The organism is Mucilaginibacter sp. KACC 22773 (genome assembly GCF_028736215.1).
Classification (GTDB): domain Bacteria; phylum Bacteroidota; class Bacteroidia; order Sphingobacteriales; family Sphingobacteriaceae; genus Mucilaginibacter.
Window position 1 is genome coordinate 1,965,134 of the sequence record NZ_CP117883.1, and the last position, 22,836, is coordinate 1,987,969.

General features: G+C 43.2%; 18 protein-coding genes. 15 read left to right on the plus strand and 3 right to left on the minus strand.

What is annotated here, in order from left to right:
• Nucleotide 1: 1 nt before the first annotated feature.
• Nucleotides 2-1,309, minus strand: coding sequence for a UDP-N-acetylglucosamine 1-carboxyvinyltransferase (murA, locus tag PQ469_RS08560; RefSeq protein ID WP_090649199.1), 1,308 nt, complete (start codon nt 1,307-1,309; stop codon nt 2-4).
• 488 nt (nt 1,310-1,797) lie between these two features.
• Nucleotides 1,798-2,547: a DUF4290 domain-containing protein gene (locus tag PQ469_RS08565; RefSeq protein ID WP_090649202.1), complete on the minus strand. Its 750-nt coding sequence runs from the start codon at nt 2,545-2,547 to the stop codon at nt 1,798-1,800.
• Nucleotides 2,548-2,882: 335 nt separating this feature from the next.
• On the opposite strand from PQ469_RS08565, the gene PQ469_RS08570 reads away from it, so the two are divergent.
• From PQ469_RS08570 to PQ469_RS08625, 12 genes are all read left to right on the plus strand, one after another.
• Nucleotides 2,883-3,992: a mandelate racemase/muconate lactonizing enzyme family protein gene (locus PQ469_RS08570; RefSeq protein ID WP_274212581.1), complete on the plus strand. Its 1,110-nt coding sequence runs from the start codon at nt 2,883-2,885 to the stop codon at nt 3,990-3,992.
• Nucleotides 3,993-4,288: 296 nt separating this feature from the next.
• Nucleotides 4,289-4,747, plus strand: coding sequence for a GNAT family N-acetyltransferase (locus PQ469_RS08575; RefSeq protein WP_274212582.1), 459 nt, complete (start codon nt 4,289-4,291; stop codon nt 4,745-4,747).
• Between the two features lie 22 nt (nt 4,748-4,769).
• Nucleotides 4,770-5,003 carry a hypothetical protein gene (locus PQ469_RS08580; protein ID WP_274212583.1) on the plus strand — a complete coding sequence of 78 codons (234 nt, stop codon included), beginning with the start codon at nt 4,770-4,772 and terminating at the stop codon, nt 5,001-5,003.
• A 371-nt stretch (nt 5,004-5,374) separates the two neighbouring features.
• On the plus strand, nt 5,375-6,748 hold the full coding sequence (bla, locus tag PQ469_RS08585; RefSeq protein ID WP_274212584.1) for a class A beta-lactamase: 1,374 nt from the start codon (nt 5,375-5,377) through the stop codon (nt 6,746-6,748).
• Nucleotides 6,749-7,174: 426 nt separating this feature from the next.
• Entirely contained in the window at nt 7,175-8,926 is a 1,752-nt protein-coding gene (locus PQ469_RS08590; RefSeq protein WP_274212585.1) for a sensor histidine kinase, read from the plus strand.
• The gene (locus PQ469_RS08595) at nt 8,923-9,681 is read left to right on the plus strand and encodes a LytR/AlgR family response regulator transcription factor (RefSeq protein WP_090649214.1); all 759 of its coding nucleotides are present in this window, start codon (nt 8,923-8,925) and stop codon (nt 9,679-9,681) included. The genes PQ469_RS08590 and PQ469_RS08595 overlap by 4 nt, the downstream gene beginning before the upstream one ends.
• 13 nt (nt 9,682-9,694) lie before the next feature.
• Nucleotides 9,695-11,221, plus strand: a complete 1,527-nt coding sequence (locus PQ469_RS08600; RefSeq protein WP_274212586.1) for a TlpA family protein disulfide reductase — start codon at nt 9,695-9,697, stop codon at nt 11,219-11,221.
• Between the two features lie 451 nt (nt 11,222-11,672).
• Entirely contained in the window at nt 11,673-12,695 is a 1,023-nt protein-coding gene (locus tag PQ469_RS08605) for an LLM class flavin-dependent oxidoreductase (RefSeq protein WP_337993765.1), read from the plus strand.
• A 271-nt stretch (nt 12,696-12,966) separates the two neighbouring features.
• Nucleotides 12,967-13,536 carry a hypothetical protein gene (locus PQ469_RS08610; protein ID WP_274212588.1) on the plus strand — a complete coding sequence of 190 codons (570 nt, stop codon included), beginning with the start codon at nt 12,967-12,969 and terminating at the stop codon, nt 13,534-13,536.
• Nucleotides 13,537-13,811: 275 nt separating this feature from the next.
• Complete coding sequence (locus tag PQ469_RS08615; protein ID WP_274212589.1) at nt 13,812-14,981, plus strand: DUF2911 domain-containing protein; 1,170 nt, start codon at nt 13,812-13,814, stop codon at nt 14,979-14,981.
• 274 nt (nt 14,982-15,255) lie between these two features.
• A complete protein-coding gene (locus tag PQ469_RS08620) occupies nt 15,256-15,900 on the plus strand; it encodes a hypothetical protein (protein WP_274212590.1) in 645 nt (214 codons plus the stop codon).
• A 185-nt stretch (nt 15,901-16,085) separates the two neighbouring features.
• Entirely contained in the window at nt 16,086-17,105 is a 1,020-nt protein-coding gene (locus PQ469_RS08625; protein ID WP_274212591.1) for an LLM class flavin-dependent oxidoreductase, read from the plus strand.
• Between the two features lie 222 nt (nt 17,106-17,327).
• On the opposite strand, the gene PQ469_RS08630 is transcribed toward PQ469_RS08625, so the two are convergent.
• Nucleotides 17,328-17,729 carry a protease inhibitor I42 family protein gene (locus PQ469_RS08630; RefSeq protein WP_274212592.1) on the minus strand — a complete coding sequence of 134 codons (402 nt, stop codon included), beginning with the start codon at nt 17,727-17,729 and terminating at the stop codon, nt 17,328-17,330.
• A gap of 333 nt (nt 17,730-18,062) precedes the next feature.
• On the opposite strand from PQ469_RS08630, the gene PQ469_RS08635 reads away from it, so the two are divergent.
• The 3 genes from PQ469_RS08635 to PQ469_RS08645 all read left to right on the plus strand — a co-directional run bounded on the left by PQ469_RS08635 (nt 18,063) and on the right by PQ469_RS08645 (nt 22,828).
• Nucleotides 18,063-18,803, plus strand: coding sequence for a hypothetical protein (locus tag PQ469_RS08635; protein ID WP_274212593.1), 741 nt, complete (start codon nt 18,063-18,065; stop codon nt 18,801-18,803).
• A gap of 1 nt (nt 18,804) precedes the next feature.
• Nucleotides 18,805-21,576 carry a TonB-dependent receptor gene (locus tag PQ469_RS08640; protein WP_274212594.1) on the plus strand — a complete coding sequence of 924 codons (2,772 nt, stop codon included), beginning with the start codon at nt 18,805-18,807 and terminating at the stop codon, nt 21,574-21,576.
• A gap of 67 nt (nt 21,577-21,643) precedes the next feature.
• Entirely contained in the window at nt 21,644-22,828 is a 1,185-nt protein-coding gene (locus tag PQ469_RS08645; RefSeq protein ID WP_274212595.1) for a DUF4249 domain-containing protein, read from the plus strand.
• Nucleotides 22,829-22,836: the final 8 nt, after the last annotated feature.

The following is a 22,836-nucleotide window of genomic DNA, read 5'->3' on the forward strand; positions in this document are numbered from 1 at the left end:
CTCATATCCGGGTTATATCGGCCCCTAAAGCCTTTAAACGGGTATCAATGTGCTGATAGCCACGCTCAATTTGTTCTATATTGTAAATGGTTGATTTACCTTGTGCCGATAATGCCGCTATCAACAGGGAAACCCCGGCACGAATATCAGGCGAGGTCATGCTGATGCCGCGTAATTGTACTTGTTTATCTAAACCGATAACTGTAGCCCGGTGCGGATCGCAAAGGATGATCTGGGCGCCCATATCCAATAGTTTATCTACGAAGAACAAACGGCTCTCGAACATCTTCTGGTGGATTAAAACCGACCCTTTGGCCTGTATTGCCACTACTAATACAATACTCAGCAGATCTGGAGTGAAGCCGGGCCATGGGGCATCGGCAATGGTCATGATAGAACCGTCGATGAAGGTTTCAATTTCATAATGATCCTGTGCAGGAATGTAAATATCGTCACCACGTAACTCTAACTTGATTCCCAGGCGTTTAAATACATCCGGGATCATGCCTAACTCTTTGTAATGCACATCTTTAATGGTGATCTCGGACCCTGTCATGGCAGCAAGGCCGATGAATGAGCCAATCTCGATCATATCCGGCAGCAAGCGGTGTTCGGTGCCGCCTAATTTGGTAACACCCTCGATAGTAAGCAGGTTTGAGCCTATGCCGCTGATTTTTGCACCCATGCGGTTAAGCATTTTGCAAAGCTGCTGCAGGTATGGTTCGCAGGCAGCGTTGTAAATGGTGGTGGTACCTTTGGCAAGCACGGCAGTCATCACAATGTTGGCGGTGCCGGTTACAGATGCCTCATCCAGAAGGATATAGGTGCCTTGCAGGTTGGATGCATCTACATTAAAAAAACCATCCTCGGGGTTATAATCAAAGCGGGCACCAAGCTTCTCGAAGCCCAGAAAGTGCGTATCCAGCCTCCTGCGGCCTATTTTGTCGCCGCCGGGTTTGGGGATGGATGCCTTGCCGAAACGCGCCAGCAGCGGCCCAACAATCATGATAGAGCCCCTTAAGCCACCACCCTTGGTTTTAAAAGCCTCCGACTGGAAAAAATCCTGGTCGATGTCTTTGGCTATAAAGGTATAAGTTGACTCGTCTGTTTTTTCGGTGATAACACCCATATCGCCCAGTAGCTCAATGAGTTTGTTAACATCCTTAATGTCAGGTATGTTGCTGATGGTAACTTTTTCTTCGGTAAGCAGTACCGCCGAAATTACCTGTAGTGCTTCGTTTTTGGCCCCTTGAGGGGTAATTTCACCTTTTAGCGGTTTGCCGCCGTTTATCACAAATGCGTTAGTCATGGGTGTTTATAATTGATAGGTCAAATGCTTCAAATGTTGTGAACACCCGAAAGTGTTAAATGTGTTTTTATATCCGGCAAAGATTATAATTTTTCCTGATTGTTCGTTCATTAGTTCGGTTTGTTCATTAGTTCACTGGTTCATTAGTTCATTGGTCTTGCGTGGCGGTTTTGAGGGCTTTGCTGGCGTAAACTTTTTAAATAAGCCTTTTTACGTATAAGAATGCAATAAATGATCAAAAAGGTGATAGAAAAGGGCAATTTTTGGCGAGAAATATCCAGAAAAATTCGAAGAAAATGCAAGTTTTTTTAGTTTAAAAAGTCGGCAAAACAAACAACCCCGTTCTCTATCAAAGAACGGGGTTGCAGTATTTATCGTAATAATTTACCGGTGTATCAACCGCCGATTGTAAAAATCATCCTCACCAAAAAATCCATTAGGCAAGACCAATGAACTAATGAACCAGTGAACTAATAAACCAACCAGGACTAATATTTTTTAGCTCCCTGGTTACGGTTACGGTTGTTTTGGTTATTGTTGCGCGGGCCGTTGTTGTTTTGGTTATTGTTAGCACGGCCGCCACCGCCACCACGGTTGTTGTTATTGTTGTTTTGCTGGTTGTTACGGCCACGGCTGTTATTGTTGTTGTTTTGCTGGTTGTTGTTTGGCCTAAACTCAACGCGGTTAAGGTTAACGTTTTCATCCAGTTTTAAGGTGCCGCCAGATAAGGCGTATAAATCGGCAATAATGCTTTCGTCGGTAACAGAATCTTTGTTCCATTGTACGTAGGCCATTTTCATGAAATTGGCTATAGCCTGTACCATGTGGCGTTTGCGCTCCGGCTCATCAATTGCCTTGGCCTTTTCAATCATCAGCTCAATGGTTTTGCCATAGTGCTTGTATTTGATGCGCTGGTGGGGGTAACGCAGTGGTTGCGGCTTCAGGTGGATAGCCTCGGGCGTTGGTTTGGGGTAGGGGGCATCCACATCAATCTGGTAATCAGATATAATGTGCAGGTGATCCCATAGCTTGTGTTTAAAATCGGCCACATCGCGCAGGTGCGGGTTTAAAAAACCCATCAGGTCAATTACTACCTGTGCGTAGCGGTTACGTTCTTCTTTAGTGGGTAGTGCAACTATGTACTTAACCATGTTTTGTACGTTGCGGCCATATTCCGACAGGATTAATTTATTCCTGGTTGAATTATAGTCAAATATAGGCGTGTTTTCTTGTGCCATGCAATTAATAATGTTTTAAGAAAGTTTTAAGTTAGCCATGCGTCTTTTCCCTGTGTAACAAGGGCCCAGGAGGCTAAAATTGAATTGTATTTGAATAGTAGTAACGCAAATATAATATTATAGTTATATAATGTGCAAATAAAAAAAAGAGCCGATGCCTCACGTATCAATTACATGCATTAGAAAAATATGTAATTTGCGGCAACATAACCCGCCTGTCATGCTGAGGAATGAAGCATCTGTTAACCACCAAGCATGGCCAACATGCAAAGTTTGGGAATAGATGCTTCATTCCTCAGCATGACACGGTGGGCAGAGAAACGAATACCGTATCCATGCAAAACAAACTACTCATTACTCATATCGATGTTTATCGTTTTAGCATCCCCATGGAGCCGTTCACTATTGCCACCGGCACTATGGACCATGCTCAAAATGTGTTTATCCGGGTGCATACCGATGCCGGGTTTTACGGGGTGGGCGAGTGCTCGGCCTTCCCGATGATTGTGGGCGAAACGCAGGATACCTGCCTGGTGATGGCTAAAGATTTTGCCCGGCTGTGGATTGGTAAAGATGCGCTTGATATACCCGCACGCATGCAGCAGCTTCACGCCGCCGCCGCAGGCAATACCACCATTAAAAGCGCCTTTGACATTGCCCTGCACGATTTAGCTGCCAAAAATGCCGGCTTGCCATTATACCGGTTTTTAGGCGGCGAAAAACGCATTGTGGAATCAGATATCACCATTGGCATTGATAGCCCGCCAACTATGGCCATGAAGGCGTTGTACTTTAAAGCCTCGGGGGCAAATATTTTGAAGGTAAAACTGGGCAAAAATGCAGCTGCCGATGTGGAACGGGTTAAACAGATCCGCGAAGCGGTTGGCCCCGAAATGCTCATCCGCATTGATGCCAACCAGGGCTGGAGCTTTGACGATGCCGTTTTTGCCCTGCAGGCGATGGGCGAGTACAACGTTGAATTTTGCGAACAGCCCATGCGCACCTGGTACGATGACCGCCTGCCTGAACTGATGCAGCTATCGCCCGTAAAAATTATGGCCGACGAAAGCGTATACAACCACCACGATGCCCGCAAACAGATCAACAGCGGCAGCTGCCACTATATCAATATCAAAATGGCCAAATCGGGCGGACTGCTCGAAGCCAAAGCCATCCACGACGAAGCCGCATCCAAAGGCATTGCCTGTATGATGGGCGGGATGCTGGAAAGCCGTATAGCCCTGAGCGCCAAGCTCCATTTTGTATACGCCAGCCCCAACATTAAATTTTACGATATGGACACCTGCATGCTGGGTCACCTGGTTGACCCCTGCATTGGCGGTGTTGCTTATGATGGCTATAAATTGAATATTGACGACGCAATAGGCATTGGCGCCGATGCGGATGACGAGTTTTTGAAGAGCTGCGGGCATTTTAGGGTGTAGGCGGCGAAGACTCATCCGCCAGCCCGCCTTTGGCGGGCGGCACCCTCTCTCCGGCTATCGCCGCATAGAGGGGCTTGGAAGGGGAATTGCGGTCGGTTTTGCCACATCCAAAAGTACGAATGGTGATATTAATAATTATTCAAAATGCCATTGTTCAAGCCCCTCTTTCCGCGGCGAAGCGAAGAGAGGGTGACGGGCGAAGCATAGTCGGGTGAGTCTTCGCTGCCATGCAAAACCCGTGCTCAACTACCCTTAGTACATTAAACACAACTATAACAAAATAACCAAACCACTCCATGCAAATCCGCCCCGCTACCCTCACCGATATCCCGGCCCTGCTGCAATTTGAGCAGGGCGTTATCACTGCCGAGCGCCCCTTCGATCCAACGCTGGTGCCCGGCGACATCAAATATTACGACCTGGAAATGTTTATCACTTCGCCCGATGTGGAACTTTTAGTGGCCGAATTGGACGGCCAACTGGTAGGCAGCGGCTACGCCCGCATTAAACAAAGCGAAAAGGTTTATTTTGATTTTGAACGCTTTGCCTATCTTGGTTTTATGTACGTTTTGCCGCAACACAGAGGCAAGGGAATTAATAAACTGATCATCGACAGGTTAAAAGAATGGGCCAAAGCACAAGGCCTCACCGAATTACGCTTGCAGGTTTATGCTGATAACGAAGGCGCTGTACGGGCTTATGAAAAAGTTGGGTTTGGGAAACATATGGTGGAGATGCGGATGGGATTGGAGTGAGGGACCGATAACAAAGGGATAAATGATGGAAAGGAAAGAATTAGAAGTGTTTTTAATTAATAAAAATATAAGGCCAGATACTTATTCACTCAATGGGGGCTTGCCTAATGAAGCCTATTGTCTTGACGAAAAAAATGGTATTTGGAAAACTTATTACAGCGAGCGGGGATCGGCGGTATCTGTAAAAGAGTTCGATTCGGAAAATGATGCATGTGAATATTTTTTAAAGTGGTTAATAGATGATCCTGCTATCTGATTCTCTTACTTTGGATAATTATGCCTGTAGTCTCCAGACCACAGGATGCAGTGAAGTTATCGTTAATATTGTAGCTGTTTTTGAAGTGCTCCGCTGTTTGCGGGGAACTCAAACAGCGGAACACTACAGACATCGTGGGGAGACTACTAGGTATTTAAAGCAGTTGTTTCGCGAATAGAGTACGCAATGCCGTTCAGAAATCGAAACAGTGGAACACTACCAACAACAGGAGGGCAATTCGAGTTGTTATAGACCGATCAAATCCGTCGTAACCGCGCATACCTCAAAGCGCGTTAAGCGCAGGATCTGGACAGCGGGGGATAGTCAATCCTATTGAAAACCTATATTTGCCGACAATAAATTATAAACGAATGCTTCATTGCAAATCATACTCCGCGACTTTTCTGCTGTTACTATTATCTTTTATCGCGTCTGCACAGAATTCGAACCACAAGCATCTGCGGGCCGAGATAACCCGGCTGGCGAAATCCACCTCCGGCAAAGTAGGCGTGTCAATAAAATTGCTGGAAGATAATGATACCCTCAGTTTTAATAATGGACAGCATTACCCGATGCAAAGTGTTTTTAAATTCCCCATCGCCGTGAGTTTACTACGTGCAGTTGATAAGGACGGCATCAGCCTTGATCAAAAAGTGCTGATAACCAAAGCAGAGTTGCATAAAACCGTAAGCGCACTACGGGAAAAATACCCTGAAGGCAATGTTGAAGTTTCCATTAGAGAGATACTAACCGATATGGTCACCCTTAGCGACAATAATGCCTGCGATATTTTAATGAAACTTTTAGGAGGCCCAGAAAAAATAACGAAAGATATTCACTCCATAGGCGTAAGCCATTTACAGATTAAAGGCAATGAAGCCGAAATGCAGGCTGATTGGGGGCTTCAATACAAAAGCTGGTCGACGCCATCGGCCCAGATGCAATTGTTGGGTTTAATTTTTAAGCGAGCGGTGCTATCAAAAAAAAGCAATGATTTGCTGATGCAGCTGATGTTATCAACCTATGTAGCATCGGGCCGCATTAGGGCCGGGCTGCCAAAGGGGACGCCGCTTGCACACAGGAGCGGTACTTCCGGAACAAACGAACAGGGTTTGTCGCCGGCAACAAACGATGTGGGCATTATCACATTGCCTGATGGCAGACACCTGGCTGTCGCCATTTTTTTAATGGATTCGTATAGTGACGCCAGGAAAAGAGATTTGCTGATCGCCGATATTGCCAAAGCTACTTATGATGAATTCTCCCCTGGCGTCGACCAATTAAAAAAATACCGGGAAAGCGTTTTGAAACAAGGAACGTCAAACTTAAAATCCGATTGGGATATACGGGAATACTACCGTACCCTGGTCGCGCTCGATTCTGCCTATTATAATATTGCTCCCGACAGTCTCACCCGGTCGCAAATGGCGAATCACTACAACAGTCTTGCCTGGTACAGCATTGTTACTCAAAAACTCGATAACGTAAAATACTACCTGGATCAAAGTTTAAAATTTGAACCAGGCTACGTATATCCACAAGCTAATTTGCCCCTGCTTCTATTATTACAAGGCCATTACCCCGAGGCAGAGGCACTTTATTTAAAATACAGGAATAGGCCCTTTGATAAAACCCATGCAACCTATAAAGAAGAGTTTCTTGAGGATTTTGGTGAATTGGAAAAGGTGGGAATTGTAAATGACGACATCAAAAAGATTACCCGGCGGTTGAATTCGAAAAACTAACATCATTGCAATTGCCGCTGTTCGAAGTCTCTGACTTCGAACGTCTATGCCTGTAGTTTGCAACTACAGTAACCGCATCTTATAATTATCTGCAAAAATATCATGGTCAAAAAAGGCTCCGTTATCCACGATCATCAAGCAGTTTATTATATGACATTTACAATTGTGGGTTGGATAGACTGATTCATCCGGCAGCAATACCACGATTTGGTAATTGAATCGTTAAAATATTGTCAGCAAAAAAAAGGCTGCACCTTCATGCATATGTAATTATAAGCAACCATGTTCATTTAATAGCATCCGTTGATGAAGGTTTTACTTGAAGTGAATTCGTCCATACCACCCAATTCAAAATAACTCCTGCCATATTCAAATCAGCGTATCTTAACCAGGGTTTAAAAGCTTTACTTTGTTGCATAAAATCAAATGGAGCTGATGCGCAGTATCATCATATTTATATTTTGTGCTTTCCTGGGGCTTTGCTGCCAGGCGCAAAAGCCGGTAATGTACCTGGATAGTATCAACCCGGTCATCCGGTACGATAGTCATGGCGACTCTATCCGGAAGTATTTTTCCATGACATTTTTTAATTACCAAAGCTTTCACCCTAAAAATAAAAAAGTGCTGCTTACCGCATTTTACTCCAATAAACTGGCGGTAAACTATCGGCAGGCTGTACAAAAAATACCCAGGCTAAAGGAATATGGCAACCCCGGGTCGCAATCATATATTCAAAATTTTGATGGCTATGCGGGCAGATATGCCATCCCTATTTTTGATTCGTCGGGGATAGTCATAACCGTTAATGGCATTAACCCGCAAAACGTAAACCAATTTCAATTCAGGGTTATAGAGGATAAGCAGAAAGTGGTATTACCTTGGACAAAGCCAAAGTTGTTTTGCAAAGCCTACCTGATGACTCAAATTGCCGAAATCGGTACGATTGATGAGCTATCTGCATATTTAGGCCAATTTAAAGAGGCCTATGGCAAAGCGCTCACCTTCCAGGTACGCAGGATTAATACGCCCGATAGTATTGAATCTTCTATCTCGGCGTATTGGGTAAAATGGCAGCCAAGGGTTGTAGGCGTATTCACGTTTTCGCAGCTCCCCGAATTTTTAAGCCTTTTTAAAAAGCAATGGAGAAGCCCATTGGAAGACCCAAGCCAAAGCGATTGGAGTAAGGACACTGTTTTGTTGAAGTTGAGAAAAGACTTCCGGTACAACGAAAATAACCTGATTTTTTATTTGGATGATATTATTAAGTCGCGAAGTATTATTGAATATAACCTGGTGAACGGAAAAGACAGCACCGGCTGGACGGTTAATGATTTTGATTTTAACTTAGTGTGGCTCAAAAATCTGTCGCCAGGGCATTATCAGTTAAAAATACGTTATAGCGTACAGCGCAATAATATTTGCACCTATGCATTTACTGTAACAGCAGCCTGGTATCAAACGGTATGGGCAAAAGTAGCCTTAAGTATGCTTGTTGTATTTGCCGTCGGGTTTGTACTGCTACTCTGGCGATCAAGGAAGCAGACAGCAAAGCTTAAAGAAGAAAGTACCTTAAAGCAATTGGTACAAACCGAGCTCAGGTCCATCCGGTCGCAATTTAACCCGCATTTTGTGTTTAATGCCCTTAGCTCCATACAAGGGCTTATCACCAAAAACGATTCGCAAAACGCGTCGAAATATTTAATTGAGTTTAGCAATCTAATGCGCGATTCACTGAAAGCCAGTGACAAGGAATTTGTAAACATTTTTACCGAAATAAAGATATTGGAAAACTACCTGGCACTCGAAAAACTACGGTTTGGCTTCGATTATCAAATTAAAGTGAGCAGAGAAATAGATGCCAGCGCCATTGAAATGCCCGCTTTATTTTTACAACCCCTGGTAGAGAATGCGGTAAAGCATGGTATATCGGCCCTGCAGGAAAACGGGCAACTGATTGTGCTGTTTGAGAAATTGGATAACGACATGGTAGTTACTGTAAATGATAATGGCAAAGGCTTTAACCCCAATGATAACGCTAACGGCTTTGGCCTTCAGCTAACCAAAGAGCGCATAAAATTGTTGAACCAGACATTGAACGGGCAGCACATAGAGTTTTTGGTAAAACGGACGGATAATGTAACCCAGGTTATTATCCATTTTAAAAATTGGCTAATATGATACGAGCGGTAATTATAGACGACGAAAAAAACAATATCGAAAATATTGTGCACCTGTTAAAAAAGAATGAGCTGCCGGTAACAGTTGTGGGCACAGCCACCAATGCCGATGACGGGGTTAGTTTGATTACAGCAAGCAATCCCGATTTGTTGTTCTTAGATATCCAGATGCCGGATAAGAATGGCTTTGAAGTGCTTAAAGCTTTGCCACATCAACAGTTTGAAGTTGTTTTTGTTACCGCGTTTGACAATTACGGGATACAGGCCGTTAAATTTTCGGCTATAGATTATTTGCTGAAGCCGATAGATCCGGAAGAATTAAAAGCATCGGTAAGCAAAGTGGAGGCTAAACTGATGCAAAAGAAGGCTAACCTGCAGCTTGAAAACTTAATGGAATTTATAAAAGATAAGGACGCGAAAAAGGATCACAAATTGGCCCTGTCTTCAACTAAAGAGATCAGGTTTGTGCACACCGGGGATATCATCCGTTGCGAATCATCAAATGCTTACACCCAGTTCTTTTTATCAGACGGAACAAGTATTATGGTATCAAAACCAATTTTTGAATACGACGAATTATTAAGCAGCTACGATTTTATCAGGTGCCATCAATCGCACCTGGTGAATATAAAGTTTATCAAAAGTTTACTCAAGGAAGATTCGGGCTATTTATTAATGGACGATAATACCCGCATCCCCATCTCCAGGAACAAAAAAGAGAACGTAATAAAACGCTTACACACTATAAAAAAATAAAAAAAATCATATCATGAAAAACCTATTACTGGCAGCATTAGTGTTCTGCAGCAGCTACTTAAGTGCCCAAAATTTACCAGCTATTGCCATCGAGGATAAAAAAATGGACGCCTATCTGATGAACAGGAAGCCCGCAACATTAACCGTGCAAATAAAAAACCTGCCCGATAGCGTTAAAAAAATAAATATCAAATATACCCTTGTACAACTCGGCGGAAGCATGCAGGCAACTAAATATGCAGAAACAGATGCCACCGGCCAGGTAAAAATAATTCTTGATGAGAATTTGCCTTACCAACAAATTTGGTTAGACGCAGGTAACTACTTATATACAGGGATATATGTGGATAAAGGGCTTACTGTTACAGTAGACACGCGGAAAGTACCTAAAGATGGCGCGTATATGATAGGCGAGGGGATTACCTTTTCTGGTTACGACGGCGAATTAAATACCGTAATGAACAAAAAAGTGTTGTTTAAAAAGAAAGAAAGGGAGCGTTTGGTTAATGATCTGCGGGCCGTATGTAACTGGAGAAAAAAATACACTGCAGATGCCTTCACTTTTAAAACCGATTCTGTTTTAAGGCTATTGAAAAGTATAGATAGCGAATTCATCAGCGGTTACCCTAAATATGGATGGGCTGTTAACAATGAAACCTTGTCGGAGTTTTACGGTGAAATTTGCATCGCCTATTGGAATGACACCATACCCGGCCAGCTTATTAAGCAGATAAACGCGCACCAGCCAATATTTACAAGTAACGATGGTGTGATGTTTTACAAATACCTGGGCATTTATACAATGGCCAAAAAGCGCTTTAAAAAAGAATCGGCGCTCAACAGTATCATGATGCTATGTGATAGTTTATATACGCAGCAGCGATCAGATCTTTTAAAACTATTTCTTTTAGAATCGGAGAAAGATAATTATGCCCGCACTTACCCCATGATCATCAGCAGTATCAAAACAGCCTGGTGCAAAAAAATCGCTGCAGATGAAATGATTAAGGTTGATGATAACCAAAAGAGAATAGATAGCGTTTTAGCTTTATCAACAAAGTTAGAAAAGGCGGATATTGGTACCCCCTTAATTCGGTTACCTTTTGATGCCAGCTTATACCAGTTAGATACTATAGCAAATATCGATAGCTTTATATTAAATTTAAAGGCAAAATTCCCCAACAAAGCTCTTATTATTGATTTTTGGGCAACCTGGTGCGCCCCCTGCATAGCCGACATGCCGTTCAGCAAAAGTTTGCACCAAAAAAATAAAGATCTGCCTGTTGAATACATTTATCTATGTACCACCAGTAGCTCAAGTATTGATATATGGAAAAACAGAATAGGAGAGATGCAGATCCCCGGTACGCATATTTACGTGAATGATAAAATCATCGCCAGGCTAAAAACTGTGCTTAATGCGGAAGGGGGATTCCCAACTTATGTGGTTATTGACGTTAATGGCAAAGTAAACAAGTCAAAAATTACCAGGATGGAGGCTTTGGATAGGGAAAGTTTAAAAAAAAATGTGGGACTTTAGCAGAACGCATGCTGAAAACGCTGTATGAACCTTAGCCATGCCGTCTTATTTCGACCACTTTGGCGCAAGGTTGTGTGGCTGCATGGGGGAGAATCACTTGTGATTTTTTTTATAATACACACAAAGAACAGGCCCGCCATCCCATTTAGCGCAAATGTTGTGCTACTGCATGAGCGGGGATCGCTTGTGATTTTTGCAAACCAATCACATCGTAAGCACAGGTCCGCCATTGCATAACCCATAACACAGGAACTGCGCTGAAAAAAGGGCAGGTCAGCCAATGTCCAGGCCACGACACAAGACCTATGCTAAAATGACACCACAGCAACGCTGATCTGCCACAACCAATGCCATAATATCTAACCTCACAAACCAAATCATTATTACCAACCCGTGACCTCCGTCCACCACCCGTTTACTTACATTTGCAGATAAATTATCGAATTTAATGATGAAGAAAATAGGATTTTTATCATTCGGGCATTGGTCCAACCATCCCGCGTACCAGGCCCGTACTGCCAGTGATACCTTGCTGCAGTCGATTGATCTGGCTGTTGCCGCGGAAGAAATTGGTTTGGATGGGGCTTATTTCCGGGTTCATCATTTTGCGCGGCAGTTGGCATCGCCATTCCCGCTACTTTCGGCTATTGGGGCAAAAACCAGCAAGATTGAGATTGGGACGGGTGTTATCGATATGCGTTATGAAAACCCCATGTATATGGTAGAAGATGCCGGCGCTGCCGACCTGATTTCGGGCGGGCGTTTGCAATTGGGCATCAGCCGGGGTTCGCCAGAGCAGGTGATTGAGGGCTGGCGTTATTTTGGTTACGAGCCTGCTGCCGGGGAAAACGATGCTGATATGGGACGAAAAAAGGCCCTGGATTTTTTAGATAAGTTAAAAGGAGAGGGGTTTGCCCAGCCTAACCCTTACCCGATGTTCCCGAATCCGCCCGGCTTGTTACGGCTGGAACCGCATTCGGAAGGGCTGCGGGAACGCATCTGGTGGGGAGCTGCATCTAATGCAACCGCGGTTTGGGCTGCCGAAAACGGCATGCACCTGCAAAGTTCGACCCTGAAATATGACGAAAGCGGCAAGCCTTTCCACATCCAGCAGGCAGAACAGATCAGGCTATATAAAGAAGCCTGGAAAAACGCCGGGCACCAGCGCGAAGCGAGGGTATCGGTAAGCCGCTCCATTTTTGCACTGGTAACCGAGCAGGACAGGCTTTACTTTGGACAGCAGGGAAAAGGAGCCGACAGCTTTGGTTACATCGAGGCTGATAAACGTGCAGTCTTCGGCAAAAGCTATGCAGCCGAACCCGACCAGCTCATCAAAGAACTGGCCCAGGACGAAGCGATACAGGAAGCAGACACTTTGCTGCTTACTATACCGAACACTTTGGGCGTTGATTACAATGTTCATGTGCTATCGGCCATTTTAGAGCATGTTGCCCCTGCATTGGGTTGGCGATAACAAATTTCAGTTTAACAAATTTTAACCTTTTTATTGAACGGATCGGCAAGCGAATCTCTTAATTTTATAATATTCTTTTAGCAGGGTAAATAAGATGAGTGTTTTCAATCGCCAATAAATGACTAGTAAAAAGCTTATTCTTTTATGTGTGATTGGGGTTGTGAACCTGTGCCCCTTATTTGCTCAAAATATCCAAATTCAAAAGGGGATATTGTTTAAAAGGGGAACTAATTTAAGGCTTGGAAGTGTTGTTGTTTTAAATAAACGAACGATGACGCAAGCGCGTTCGAACATTTATGGCGTTTTTAGTATAGCCTCGCAGTCCGGTGATACTTTGCAGTTTAAAAATGATAATTTTCAAGCCACGGAATTTGTAGTAAAGGATTTTGCAGATCAGGTAATATTCATGACTCCTATAATTCAACTTGGCGAGGTGGTAATTAAGGAGAATTCATTAAAAAGCGATATCAAGGAAGTACAAAGAGGCTATAGGGAAAAAAGTGTATTCTATACCGGCACGCCACATTACTATTATCTTTTTTTGAAGCCAATGACTTTTATTTATGAAAACTTTAAAAGTGAGGTTAAAGATGCACGCCGGTTTAATAAATTTGCGAGCAAACAGGTAGCTGCGAGCAAAGTTTCTGCACGTTTTAATGATGAAAGTATAAAAAAAGCTATACCCATAGCAGATAGTGAACTGGAGAGCTTTGAGTTAAAATATATGCCCAGCCTCAAACAAATTGACGTGATGAATGATTACGACCTGGTTATCTACATCAAAAATTGCTATGAGAGTTTTAAAAAGAATAACAGTCCGGATACTTCAGATCTTTTTTGACTTCTTTCACTATTTCAATTTCAGCCAATGGCCGACGTTGTCACCGCATCACTATCGAATGTTATAAAGGAAGTTGCTTATGCTGTAGCCAGAGGCCGTAGGCATAGTGGTTGTAAGTCTGGAAATCGAACAGCGGCGGGAATGGTTCTTTGAAGGCCCGTTTGCTGTAGTATACTTTTATAAAAGTAATGAAGTTTAAATTGCTGGCTGGTTTATTATGGCACATTAATTATAATTAAAATTTTATATAAACGTTAAATTCGCCCAAACAATTTATGCGAATAAAAATATTTTTTTTGGGGCTATTGCTTCATTTCTTTATATCGGCAAGTGCCCAGCAACCACACCAGTTTAAAGGAAGCTTAACTTATACCCTGGGGCCGGATACCACGGCAACAGGCGATTTTGAACTAAATGGAAGCGAATTTGCACTGACAATAGTGTCCATGAGCCCGGGTGTGAATGTAAGTAAAGTAAAAGGAACGTTTTTCCCCGATGGCCAGCTTATGCACCTGGAGGGCCTTAATTATGAGCCGGCAAAGGGCAAAGATTCGTTGATTTACACTTACACATTAAATTACGTTAGGGATACTACCTTTATTGAAACAAAAAATGCCAGCCGGAACGGCGTGCGTAAATATCCTGTGAAAATTATGGAAGCCAACGCATTTGGCGGCGATGTGCTTGTTTTTATGCCTGCTTTGCTGGTCCATTTTGCACCCAAAAGGTTAGGCGACAGTGTGTTGAGCAGTCATATTGTATTTAATAGTGCCAGGAAGTTTATGATCAAAAAAACGGGCAGCCAAAAACTGCAGCTGGGCAGCGCTGTAATGGGCATGTTTACTATATTTTTGGATAAAAATGGCAGCCTGCAAGCGGTAGACGGCATTGGCACATCATTTAATGTTAAAGGTAAGGCAGGTGCGTATTTAAATATCGATTCTGTGATTGCTGCAAACGTTAACCATCAGCGCCTGCATCCGCGGTTGGCCATGATCAACAAGCCCGATTCGGTAAAAGCAACCATTAACGAGGCCAGTATTAAAATCGAATACTCCCGTCCGTCGGTAAGGGGCAGGCTTATTTTTGGTGAAGTTGTGCCATGGAACCGCATTTGGCGGACAGGGGCAGATGCGGCCACAAAAATTTATTTAAGCAAGCCGCTTTACTTCAACGGGAAAGAGCTTCCTGCGGGCACCTACTCCATATTTACCATGCCAACTCCAACCGGTTTTACGTTGATATTTAACAAGCAAGCCAACATTTGGGGAACTGAGCATAATGCGGATTATGATTTTTTAAAGATCCCGATGCAAATGCAAACCTTAAAGCAGCCTGCAGAGCTTTTGACATTTGAAATAGTTACTGCCGGTAGTAACGGCGGAACTATAAGCTTCAACTGGGATAAGTTGAAGGCTTCGGCGGGTTTTACAACACGTCGTTAATGTGCGTTACAAAAGCTCTTTAGCTTAAATGGGGGGGGGCGATGGCTGGTTTATTAGGCTCATTAAACAACATGGCTTAAATATCGGTTGTTCAAACTCAATTTTGGAGGTTTTTTTTTACCCTTTAACTTCCTGGAGGATTCGCCAACAAAAACCCGCCACAAGCTTTACAGCACCCTCATTAAACCCTTTTCCTATCCTACAAAAAGGTGTTTTTAACCCTGTTGTGTAAAATGGCGACACGCTATTTTGCAGCAACTTAAAACATCAGATTATGACAACATCAACAATTAAATTATTGCCGGACCCACCGGCCCCTAATGGGATTAATGACTTCCCGCTTCCGCCACAGGCAAAAGTAATATTGAAAGTACCCCTGCCCGATCAAACCATAGTTATCAAAGAAATCCAGATGGTGGGCTTTAAAATCATCTGGGAAAAACGGCTTACCAACCAGCAATTGGAATTCAAGCAACAATGGGTACGTGTAAACAGTTGCACCATTACACCTGATACACCTTTTTCGCAGGAAGACTCGGTAAGTATCGGCGTAGCGCTAAGTGTTGGCGCCCGTGAGGAATTTTCGGCCTCGCTTGGTTTAAAAGTGGCATCGTTTATAGATATAGGCGCAAAACTAACCCTGGAACTTTCGGCAGAAGTGACACTTGCCGAAGTGGTTACTAAAAAGAAAACCTTCAATGCCAAAACGCAGGTGCCGCGGGCATCCTTTATGTGGTGGCAGCTCAAAAGTACCTATACAGTTACCGGGCATCGTACTGTGGTTATAAAAATAGATGGAAATGAGCAGATTGCTGAAAATGTCGACTTTTCAAATCCGCTGGTGTGCGATGAGGACGTTAGTATGAGTACTCAATTCCCGGCTTCGGCAAAAGCAGAATTTACGGTTTCTGACATCTAATACGCCTGCGTACGGTTAAATATGTGGTAAACTATAAAAGCTTTTGGTTGAGAGATCAAAGGCTTTTATAGTTCAAAACTTATGTCATAAATCAGACACTTAATACCTATTACTCACTTGCTTAAAACCAAATTACTTACGACCTTTGAATTGAATGTTTCAACATTCAATTCAAAGGTGATATAATGGAAATAGGAATAGATAGCTTTGCTTCGGCGATGTACGGCAGTAACGAGTTGAGCGGCGTTGATGCGATGGAACAACTGCTTAACCGCATTGCTTTTGCTGATGAGGTGGGTTTGGACGTTTTTGGGATTGGCGAACATCATAAAAAGGAGTTCCTGGATTCGGCCACTGCGGTGATCCTGGCCGCTGCTGCCACGCGCACCAAACGGATTAAACTTACAAGCGCGGTAACTGTACTAAGCGCTGCAGACCCGGTGCGTGTGTACCAGAGCTTTGCCACGCTTGATTTGATCTCAAAAGGCCGCGCCGAAATGGTGGTTGGCCGCGGGTCGTCTATTGAGGCCTATCCTTTGTTCGGTTTCAGCCTGAACGACTATGATGCGTTATTTAAGGAGAAATTGGATTTGCTGCTTAAAGTTAGGGATAGTGAATTTGTTACCTGGTCAGGGAGGTTCCGTGCTCCCTTGGCCGATCTGCCGGTTTATCCAAGGGCTTTACAACCAAAGTTGCCGGTATGGTTGGGCGTGGGTGGTACCCCAGAGTCGTTTGCACGTGCCGGTACGCTGGGGCTGCCCTTGATGGTGGCCATTATTGGTGGCGAAACGCACAGGTTCAGGCCCCTGGTTGACCATTACCGCGAGGCCGGCCGTCGGGCAGGTTTCAGCCCTGAGCAATTAAAAGTGGGCCTGCATTCGCCAGGTTATGTAGCGGCAACCAACGAGGAAGCGATTGCCGACTATTACCCCGGCTATGCAGAGCTTTGGACTAAGCTGGGCCGCGAACGCGGATGGCCGCCGGTAACCAAAGCGCAATTTGATAGCCTGGCAGCGCCAAAAGGTGTCTTAGTATTAGGCGGTCCGGAACAGGTAGCCGAAAAGCTGCTGCGCCACAGCGAAGCATTGGGCGGGGTAGACAGGTTTACCTTCCAAATGGATAATGCCGGGTTAACACATGCACAGTTAATGAGCTCTATCGAACTGATTGGCAAAAAGGTTATTCCGCTGGTTAATGGCGATTAGCTGAATTGCAATACACCCGTAACAGGTAATTGAAAATACCCGCGTGAGGATATGTTAGGTTAAGAAAATAGAAGGGCGAATAATATCTAACACTGAATTTCGAATTTCCAACACCGAAGTTTTTCTTCATTATTCGATATTGGGACATTCGGTGTTCGATATGAAGCTATCCTTAATTCCTTAACTTAATTGGGATACCAGCCAACATCGTTTTGATAATTTTTATTTTACGACGATCTGGTTAGTAAACATTGATATAGTCTCGGTACTGGCACGGTGGGCGGTTACTTCGAGCGTAGTTGTGCCGCTTCCTTTTGCGGTAAACGTCCAAATATCCTTACCAAAATCGCCTATTAGGCCCGGGTGTACACCTACATGTTCCTGATGGCTCACCAACGTTAATACCGAAGTGTTGTACTTGGGATTGTTAAACTGGTAGCCACCATCGCCGGGGTTTCCTAAGGTTAACGAAATGGTTTGCCCTATGGTAACCGAGGCTTTGCTGCCGGCATCGGCCGCAGTTAGTTGCTTAACAGTACCTTTATCTCCCATGTTTTTATCCTTATGGCAAGCCATTATAGCCATACAAGCTATGATACATGTAAAGTTGTAAATTAATTTCATGATAAGTTTAGTTTGTTAGTTTATAAATTAATATAAGTGTATTATATTAATCGACCATTATATGTCATATAACGTTATTACGATACTAAATGCTACAGTTAATGCAAACTAAAAAAGATCGGCTTGAAAATACCAGCTACGGGCCCGACAAAAAAGCAGAGGCATGTTTTTCGACCCTTGGCTGCATTACTAATAAAATGTTAGGCATCGAATTGGTAATATGATATTAAATACTGTAACAAATTTATTATATTACACTTAAGCAGCTGTCAAATTAATAAAAATTTGGTTTTGCGGTTAAAAATGGTTTAATTACTGAATAAATATTAACCGATGCCTGTCCATTATCCAATTAAAATAATACTTTGTTTTGTTGTTGCCCTGTTGTATAAAACGGCATCTGCACAATCTGCAGATAGTTCGGCTTACGAGGCCGCGCTAACCAATATAACAAGCCGGTTTTACCAAGGCGTCGGCGAGCAATCGCGGTTGTATAACGGCCTGGTTTATGACTCTTATGACTCATCCATTAAAGGCAGTCCTTACCTTGATGATATTGATGCCTGGCGGCCAGGCTCGGTTGAATATGATGGGCAAAGCTTTGAAAATGTGTCGATGATCTATGATCTGTACACCGATCAGCTGGTGGTACTGCTCTACAATCACGCTTCGCCAATTGCTTTAATAACCGATAAAGTTTCCGGTTTTGATTTACACCAACGGCATTTTGTTAGGTTGCCTAACAGTAATGGCGGCATAAAAGCCGGTTTTTACGAACAGCTTTATGGCGGCAAGTCGCAATTAATAAAAAGGACGGAAAAATTGCTCAAATCTACATCGGGCAGCAACGGCAGGGAGCGGTTTTTTGTGCCCTTTAAAGAGGCGCCCGATTATTACATCAAAAAAGGGTCTGTTTATTATAAAGTGAGCAACCAAAGTTCGGTACTCGAGCTGTTTGCCGACAAGAAGAAGGAACTTAAGCAATATATAAAAGACAAGCACTTACAGTTTGTTGATCTGCCCGAACTGGCGCTGACTTCAGTAACGGCTTATTATGATAGTATAACCCAATAATATGAAAAAAATTTACCTGGCTATTATTCTTTTATTGGCGGTTAAACTATTGCATGCACAGGTTACTTCAAAAAGCATCAGTGTTAATTTTCAACAGGCCGATATTGATCAGTTTGCCGGCGACCTTGAGGCTAAAACAGGTTACCGGTTTTATTACGACCGTACCCAGTTTGATAGCTTGAAAATAACGCTACAGGTAAATAACCAGCCGCTGGAAGAGGTGCTTAGGCAGGCTTTTCATAACTCTGCCTTTCAATATGCTATAGTTGCATCAAAAATGCAGGTTTTTTTAACCCTTGGTAAAGAGATCCGTACGCAGCCGGCCGAAGGTTATTTTAATGTAAAACCGGGGCAAAGCAAGCCGGTTACGCCATCGCCTTTAATTGATTTTACAACGGCGCCCGTTAAAAAAACGGTAATTGAATCAACCATCGAAAACAAACTGTATGAGATTGGTATAAAAAGCAACGAGTTAAAACCCGGCAAAGCAGCTTTATCAGGCTATGTAAAAAGTGCCAAATCGGGCGTGCCTATTGCAGGCGCAAGTATTTATGTAAGCAATACCAGCATTGGGGTTACAACAGACCAGTTTGGTTATTTTACACTGGCGCTGCCGCGCGGCAAACATTTGCTGATAGTTAAAGGGATAGGGATGAAAGATGCGCGCCGACAAATTATGCTTTATACCGATGGTCAATTGAATATTGAACTTCAGGACCAGGTTACCACGTTAAAAGAAGTAAAAATATCGGCAGATAAAGTGGCTAATGTACGCAGTACCGAAATGGCTGTAAGCAGGCTGGATATTAAAAGTATAAAACAGGTGCCCGCTGTTTTTGGCGAGGCCGATGTTTTGCGCATTGTATTAACCTTGCCCGGTGTACAAACTGTTGGCGAAGCCACAACCGGGTTTAACGTAAGAGGGGGCGCTGCGGATCAAAACCTGATACTGCTTGATGATAAAACGATTTATAACCCCGCCCATTTTTTTGGTTTCTTCTCGGCCTTTAACCCCGATATTGTAAAAGGGATTGAGTTGTACAAAAGTACCATCCCCGAAAAATTTGGCGGGCGTTTATCATCGGTATTGGAAGTTACCGACCGTGAGGGCAATAAAAAGAACTTTACAGGTTCGGCAGGTATAGGCCTGCTTACCAGCAGGCTTAATGTTGAGGGGCCTATTGTGAAGGATAAAACGTCGTTCATTTTTGGCGGCCGTACCAGCTATTCAGATTGGTTATTAAAATTATTACCAGAGGAATACAAACACAGCCATGCGTCGTTTTATGATTTTAACCTCGATTTAAGTCACCAGGTTAATAAGGATAATAACATTTATATTACTACCTATTTAAGCAACGACAATTTCAGGTTAAACAGCGATACCACTTATAACTACAGCAACAAGAACGCCAACATTAAATGGAAGCATAATTTTAGCAGTAAGTTATATAGCTTGTTAAGCCTTGGTTACGATGGTTATAAATATGATATTGCCAGTACGGCAAACCCTGTTAATGCCTACAAACTTAAATTTGGCATTAACCAAACCAATTTTAAAGCCGATTTTACCTACTACCTTAACCGCAACAATACCCTTAATTTTGGTTTAAGTTCTATTTATTATAAGCTAAACCCGGGGAGCGAGACGCCTAATAGCTCATCCTCGTTAATAATACCCGATAAGGTAGCGGATGAGCAGGCCCTGGAAAGCGCCTTATACCTGGGCGATAAAATTGATATTACGCCCGATTTTACTATCAGCGCAGGTATCAGGTATTCGCTGTTTAACTACCTTGGCGCGCAAACTGCACGTAATTATGCGCCCGGATTACCGCGTACCCCGCAGAACGTTGTTGATAGCACCAACTATGGCGGCGGCAAAATAATAAAAACATATTCCCGACCCGAAATCAGGGTTTCTGCCCGTTACAATATCCAGGATGACTTGTCATTAAAGGCCGGTTATAATACGCTTGCGCAGTATATTCACCAGCTTTCAAACACCACGGCTATATCGCCGATTGATATTTACAAGCTGAGCGACCCCAACATCAAACCACAGTATGGCAGCCAGGTATCTTTTGGTATATTTAAAAACGCGCAACAAAACACCATCGAAACTTCGGTAGAGGTTTATTACAAACACATCGATAATTACCTGGATTATAAAAGCGGGGCAAAACTGGTAATGAGCCATGCCATTGAGCAGGAAGTTTTAAATACCCAGGGCAAGGCCTATGGTGTTGAGTTATCTGTTCGTAAAACTACCGGCAAGTTAAACGGCTGGGTTAATTATACTTACTCGCGCACATTTTTAAAGCAGGACGATGCCATTGCCGGCCAACTGATAAACGGCGGGGCATACTACCCGGCCAATTACGATAAACCACACAGCTTTAATTTTACCGGTAATTACCGCATAACGCACCGTTACAGTGTTTCGCTGGATGTTACCTATAGTACCGGCCGACCCATAACATTACCCATTGCCAAATATTATTCAAATGGAGCCGAGCGTGTATTTTACTCCGGACGGAACGAATACAGAATTCCGGACTATTTCAGGTCCGATTTTTCTATCAATATAGATGGTAACCATAAAATACACCAAACCTTCCATAATTCATGGACGGTAGGGGTGTACAATTTAACAGGAAGGCAAAATGCATATTCAACATTTTTTCAGCAACAGGGCGGGGTAATTAACTCGTACCAGCTATCCATTTTTGCCAGGCCGATACCGTTTATAAATTATAATATAAGGTTTTAATGTTGATGAGAAGGACAAATGACAGCGAGGTTGATTTATTTAACAATGCTATTGAGGGATTAATACGATGAAAAGGATACTAAATATATTATTAGTATTAATGGGAGCAACGGCTTGTAAAAAGCAAATCACCATTGCTCCCTCGGCCAAAGTAACCAGCTATTTGGTAGTTGATGGCAATATCGCATTGGGCGATTCAACCACCATAACATTACGCCGTACGGTAAACCTGGATAGTAACGCAAAAGCCAACCCCGAATTGGGGGCTGTAGTTACTGTTGAAAGCGCAGGCGGAGCAATTTACAAATTGATTGGTAAAGGTAACGGAACTTATGTGTCGGCGCCGTTAAACTTGTCTGCTGCCGAAAAATACAGCCTAAAAATCACCACGGTAAACGGTGGGAAATATGCTTCGGATTTTGTACCGGTAAAAAACTCGCCGACAATTGACAGTGTGAGGACTGCCATAACCAATGTTGGCTTGCAAATTGGGGTTGATACACATGATGCAACTAATAATAGCAAATATTACAGATGGGAATATACAGAAACCTACCAGATTCAAAGTGCGTTTGAATCATTAATTACAGTGGTTCAAAACCCAACGGCGCCCCCGCCCGATTTTCAGTATGTCCGGACTCCTGCACAAAAAATATATAATTGTTGGATAAGTGACACCTCCAACACTATAATTACCACTACAACGGCCAAGCTTTCAGCTGATAAAGTAAGTAACGCACCACTGGCGTTGATTCTCGCTAACTCAGAAAAACTTAGATTCAGGTATAGCATGCTTGTAAAACAGTATGCAATTACGTCTGATGCATATAACTATTTTGAGTTGCTGAAGAAAAATACAGAACAGATTGGCGGAATTTTTGACCCGCAACCATCAGAGCTAACAGGCAATTTACATTGTATCAGCAACCCTAACGAGCCTGTTATCGGTTTTGTTACCGTAGGACAAGTAACCCAAAAACGAATTTTTGTTGATAAAACAAGCCTGCCGGCAAATTGGGTGGCCGAAACTCCTTACGGCAGCTGCCATTTAGATACATTGCTTTATGCCCGTAAGGTAACAAGCACCATTCCAAATATCCCTCCCATATATATTAATGAAGTATACAATCTTATTTATTCGGGTATAACATTATCGGTTGATTATGCGCCAGGAGGCTACACCGCATCAACACCTATTTGTGTTGATTGTACCTTGCGTGGCTCCAATAAAAAACCATCATTTTGGAAATAAAACAACAC

Coding starts and splice junctions, on each gene's coding strand:
- murA (WP_090649199.1), bottom strand. CDS start 1,309: ATGACTAACGCATTTGTGATAAACGGCGGCAAACCGCTAAAAGGTGAA.
- PQ469_RS08565 (WP_090649202.1), bottom strand. CDS start 2,547: ATGGCACAAGAAAACACGCCTATATTTGACTATAATTCAACCAGGAAT.
- PQ469_RS08570 (WP_274212581.1), top strand. CDS start 2,883: ATGCAAAACAAACTACTCATTACTCATATCGATGTTTATCGTTTTAGC.
- PQ469_RS08575 (WP_274212582.1), top strand. CDS start 4,289: ATGCAAATCCGCCCCGCTACCCTCACCGATATCCCGGCCCTGCTGCAA.
- PQ469_RS08580 (WP_274212583.1), top strand. CDS start 4,770: ATGATGGAAAGGAAAGAATTAGAAGTGTTTTTAATTAATAAAAATATA.
- bla (WP_274212584.1), top strand. CDS start 5,375: ATGCTTCATTGCAAATCATACTCCGCGACTTTTCTGCTGTTACTATTA.
- PQ469_RS08590 (WP_274212585.1), top strand. CDS start 7,175: ATGGAGCTGATGCGCAGTATCATCATATTTATATTTTGTGCTTTCCTG.
- PQ469_RS08595 (WP_090649214.1), top strand. CDS start 8,923: ATGATACGAGCGGTAATTATAGACGACGAAAAAAACAATATCGAAAAT.
- PQ469_RS08600 (WP_274212586.1), top strand. CDS start 9,695: ATGAAAAACCTATTACTGGCAGCATTAGTGTTCTGCAGCAGCTACTTA.
- PQ469_RS08605 (WP_337993765.1), top strand. CDS start 11,673: ATGAAGAAAATAGGATTTTTATCATTCGGGCATTGGTCCAACCATCCC.
- PQ469_RS08610 (WP_274212588.1), top strand. CDS start 12,967: ATGACGCAAGCGCGTTCGAACATTTATGGCGTTTTTAGTATAGCCTCG.
- PQ469_RS08615 (WP_274212589.1), top strand. CDS start 13,812: ATGCGAATAAAAATATTTTTTTTGGGGCTATTGCTTCATTTCTTTATA.
- PQ469_RS08620 (WP_274212590.1), top strand. CDS start 15,256: ATGACAACATCAACAATTAAATTATTGCCGGACCCACCGGCCCCTAAT.
- PQ469_RS08625 (WP_274212591.1), top strand. CDS start 16,086: ATGGAAATAGGAATAGATAGCTTTGCTTCGGCGATGTACGGCAGTAAC.
- PQ469_RS08630 (WP_274212592.1), bottom strand. CDS start 17,729: ATGAAATTAATTTACAACTTTACATGTATCATAGCTTGTATGGCTATA.
- PQ469_RS08635 (WP_274212593.1), top strand. CDS start 18,063: ATGCCTGTCCATTATCCAATTAAAATAATACTTTGTTTTGTTGTTGCC.
- PQ469_RS08640 (WP_274212594.1), top strand. CDS start 18,805: ATGAAAAAAATTTACCTGGCTATTATTCTTTTATTGGCGGTTAAACTA.
- PQ469_RS08645 (WP_274212595.1), top strand. CDS start 21,644: ATGAAAAGGATACTAAATATATTATTAGTATTAATGGGAGCAACGGCT.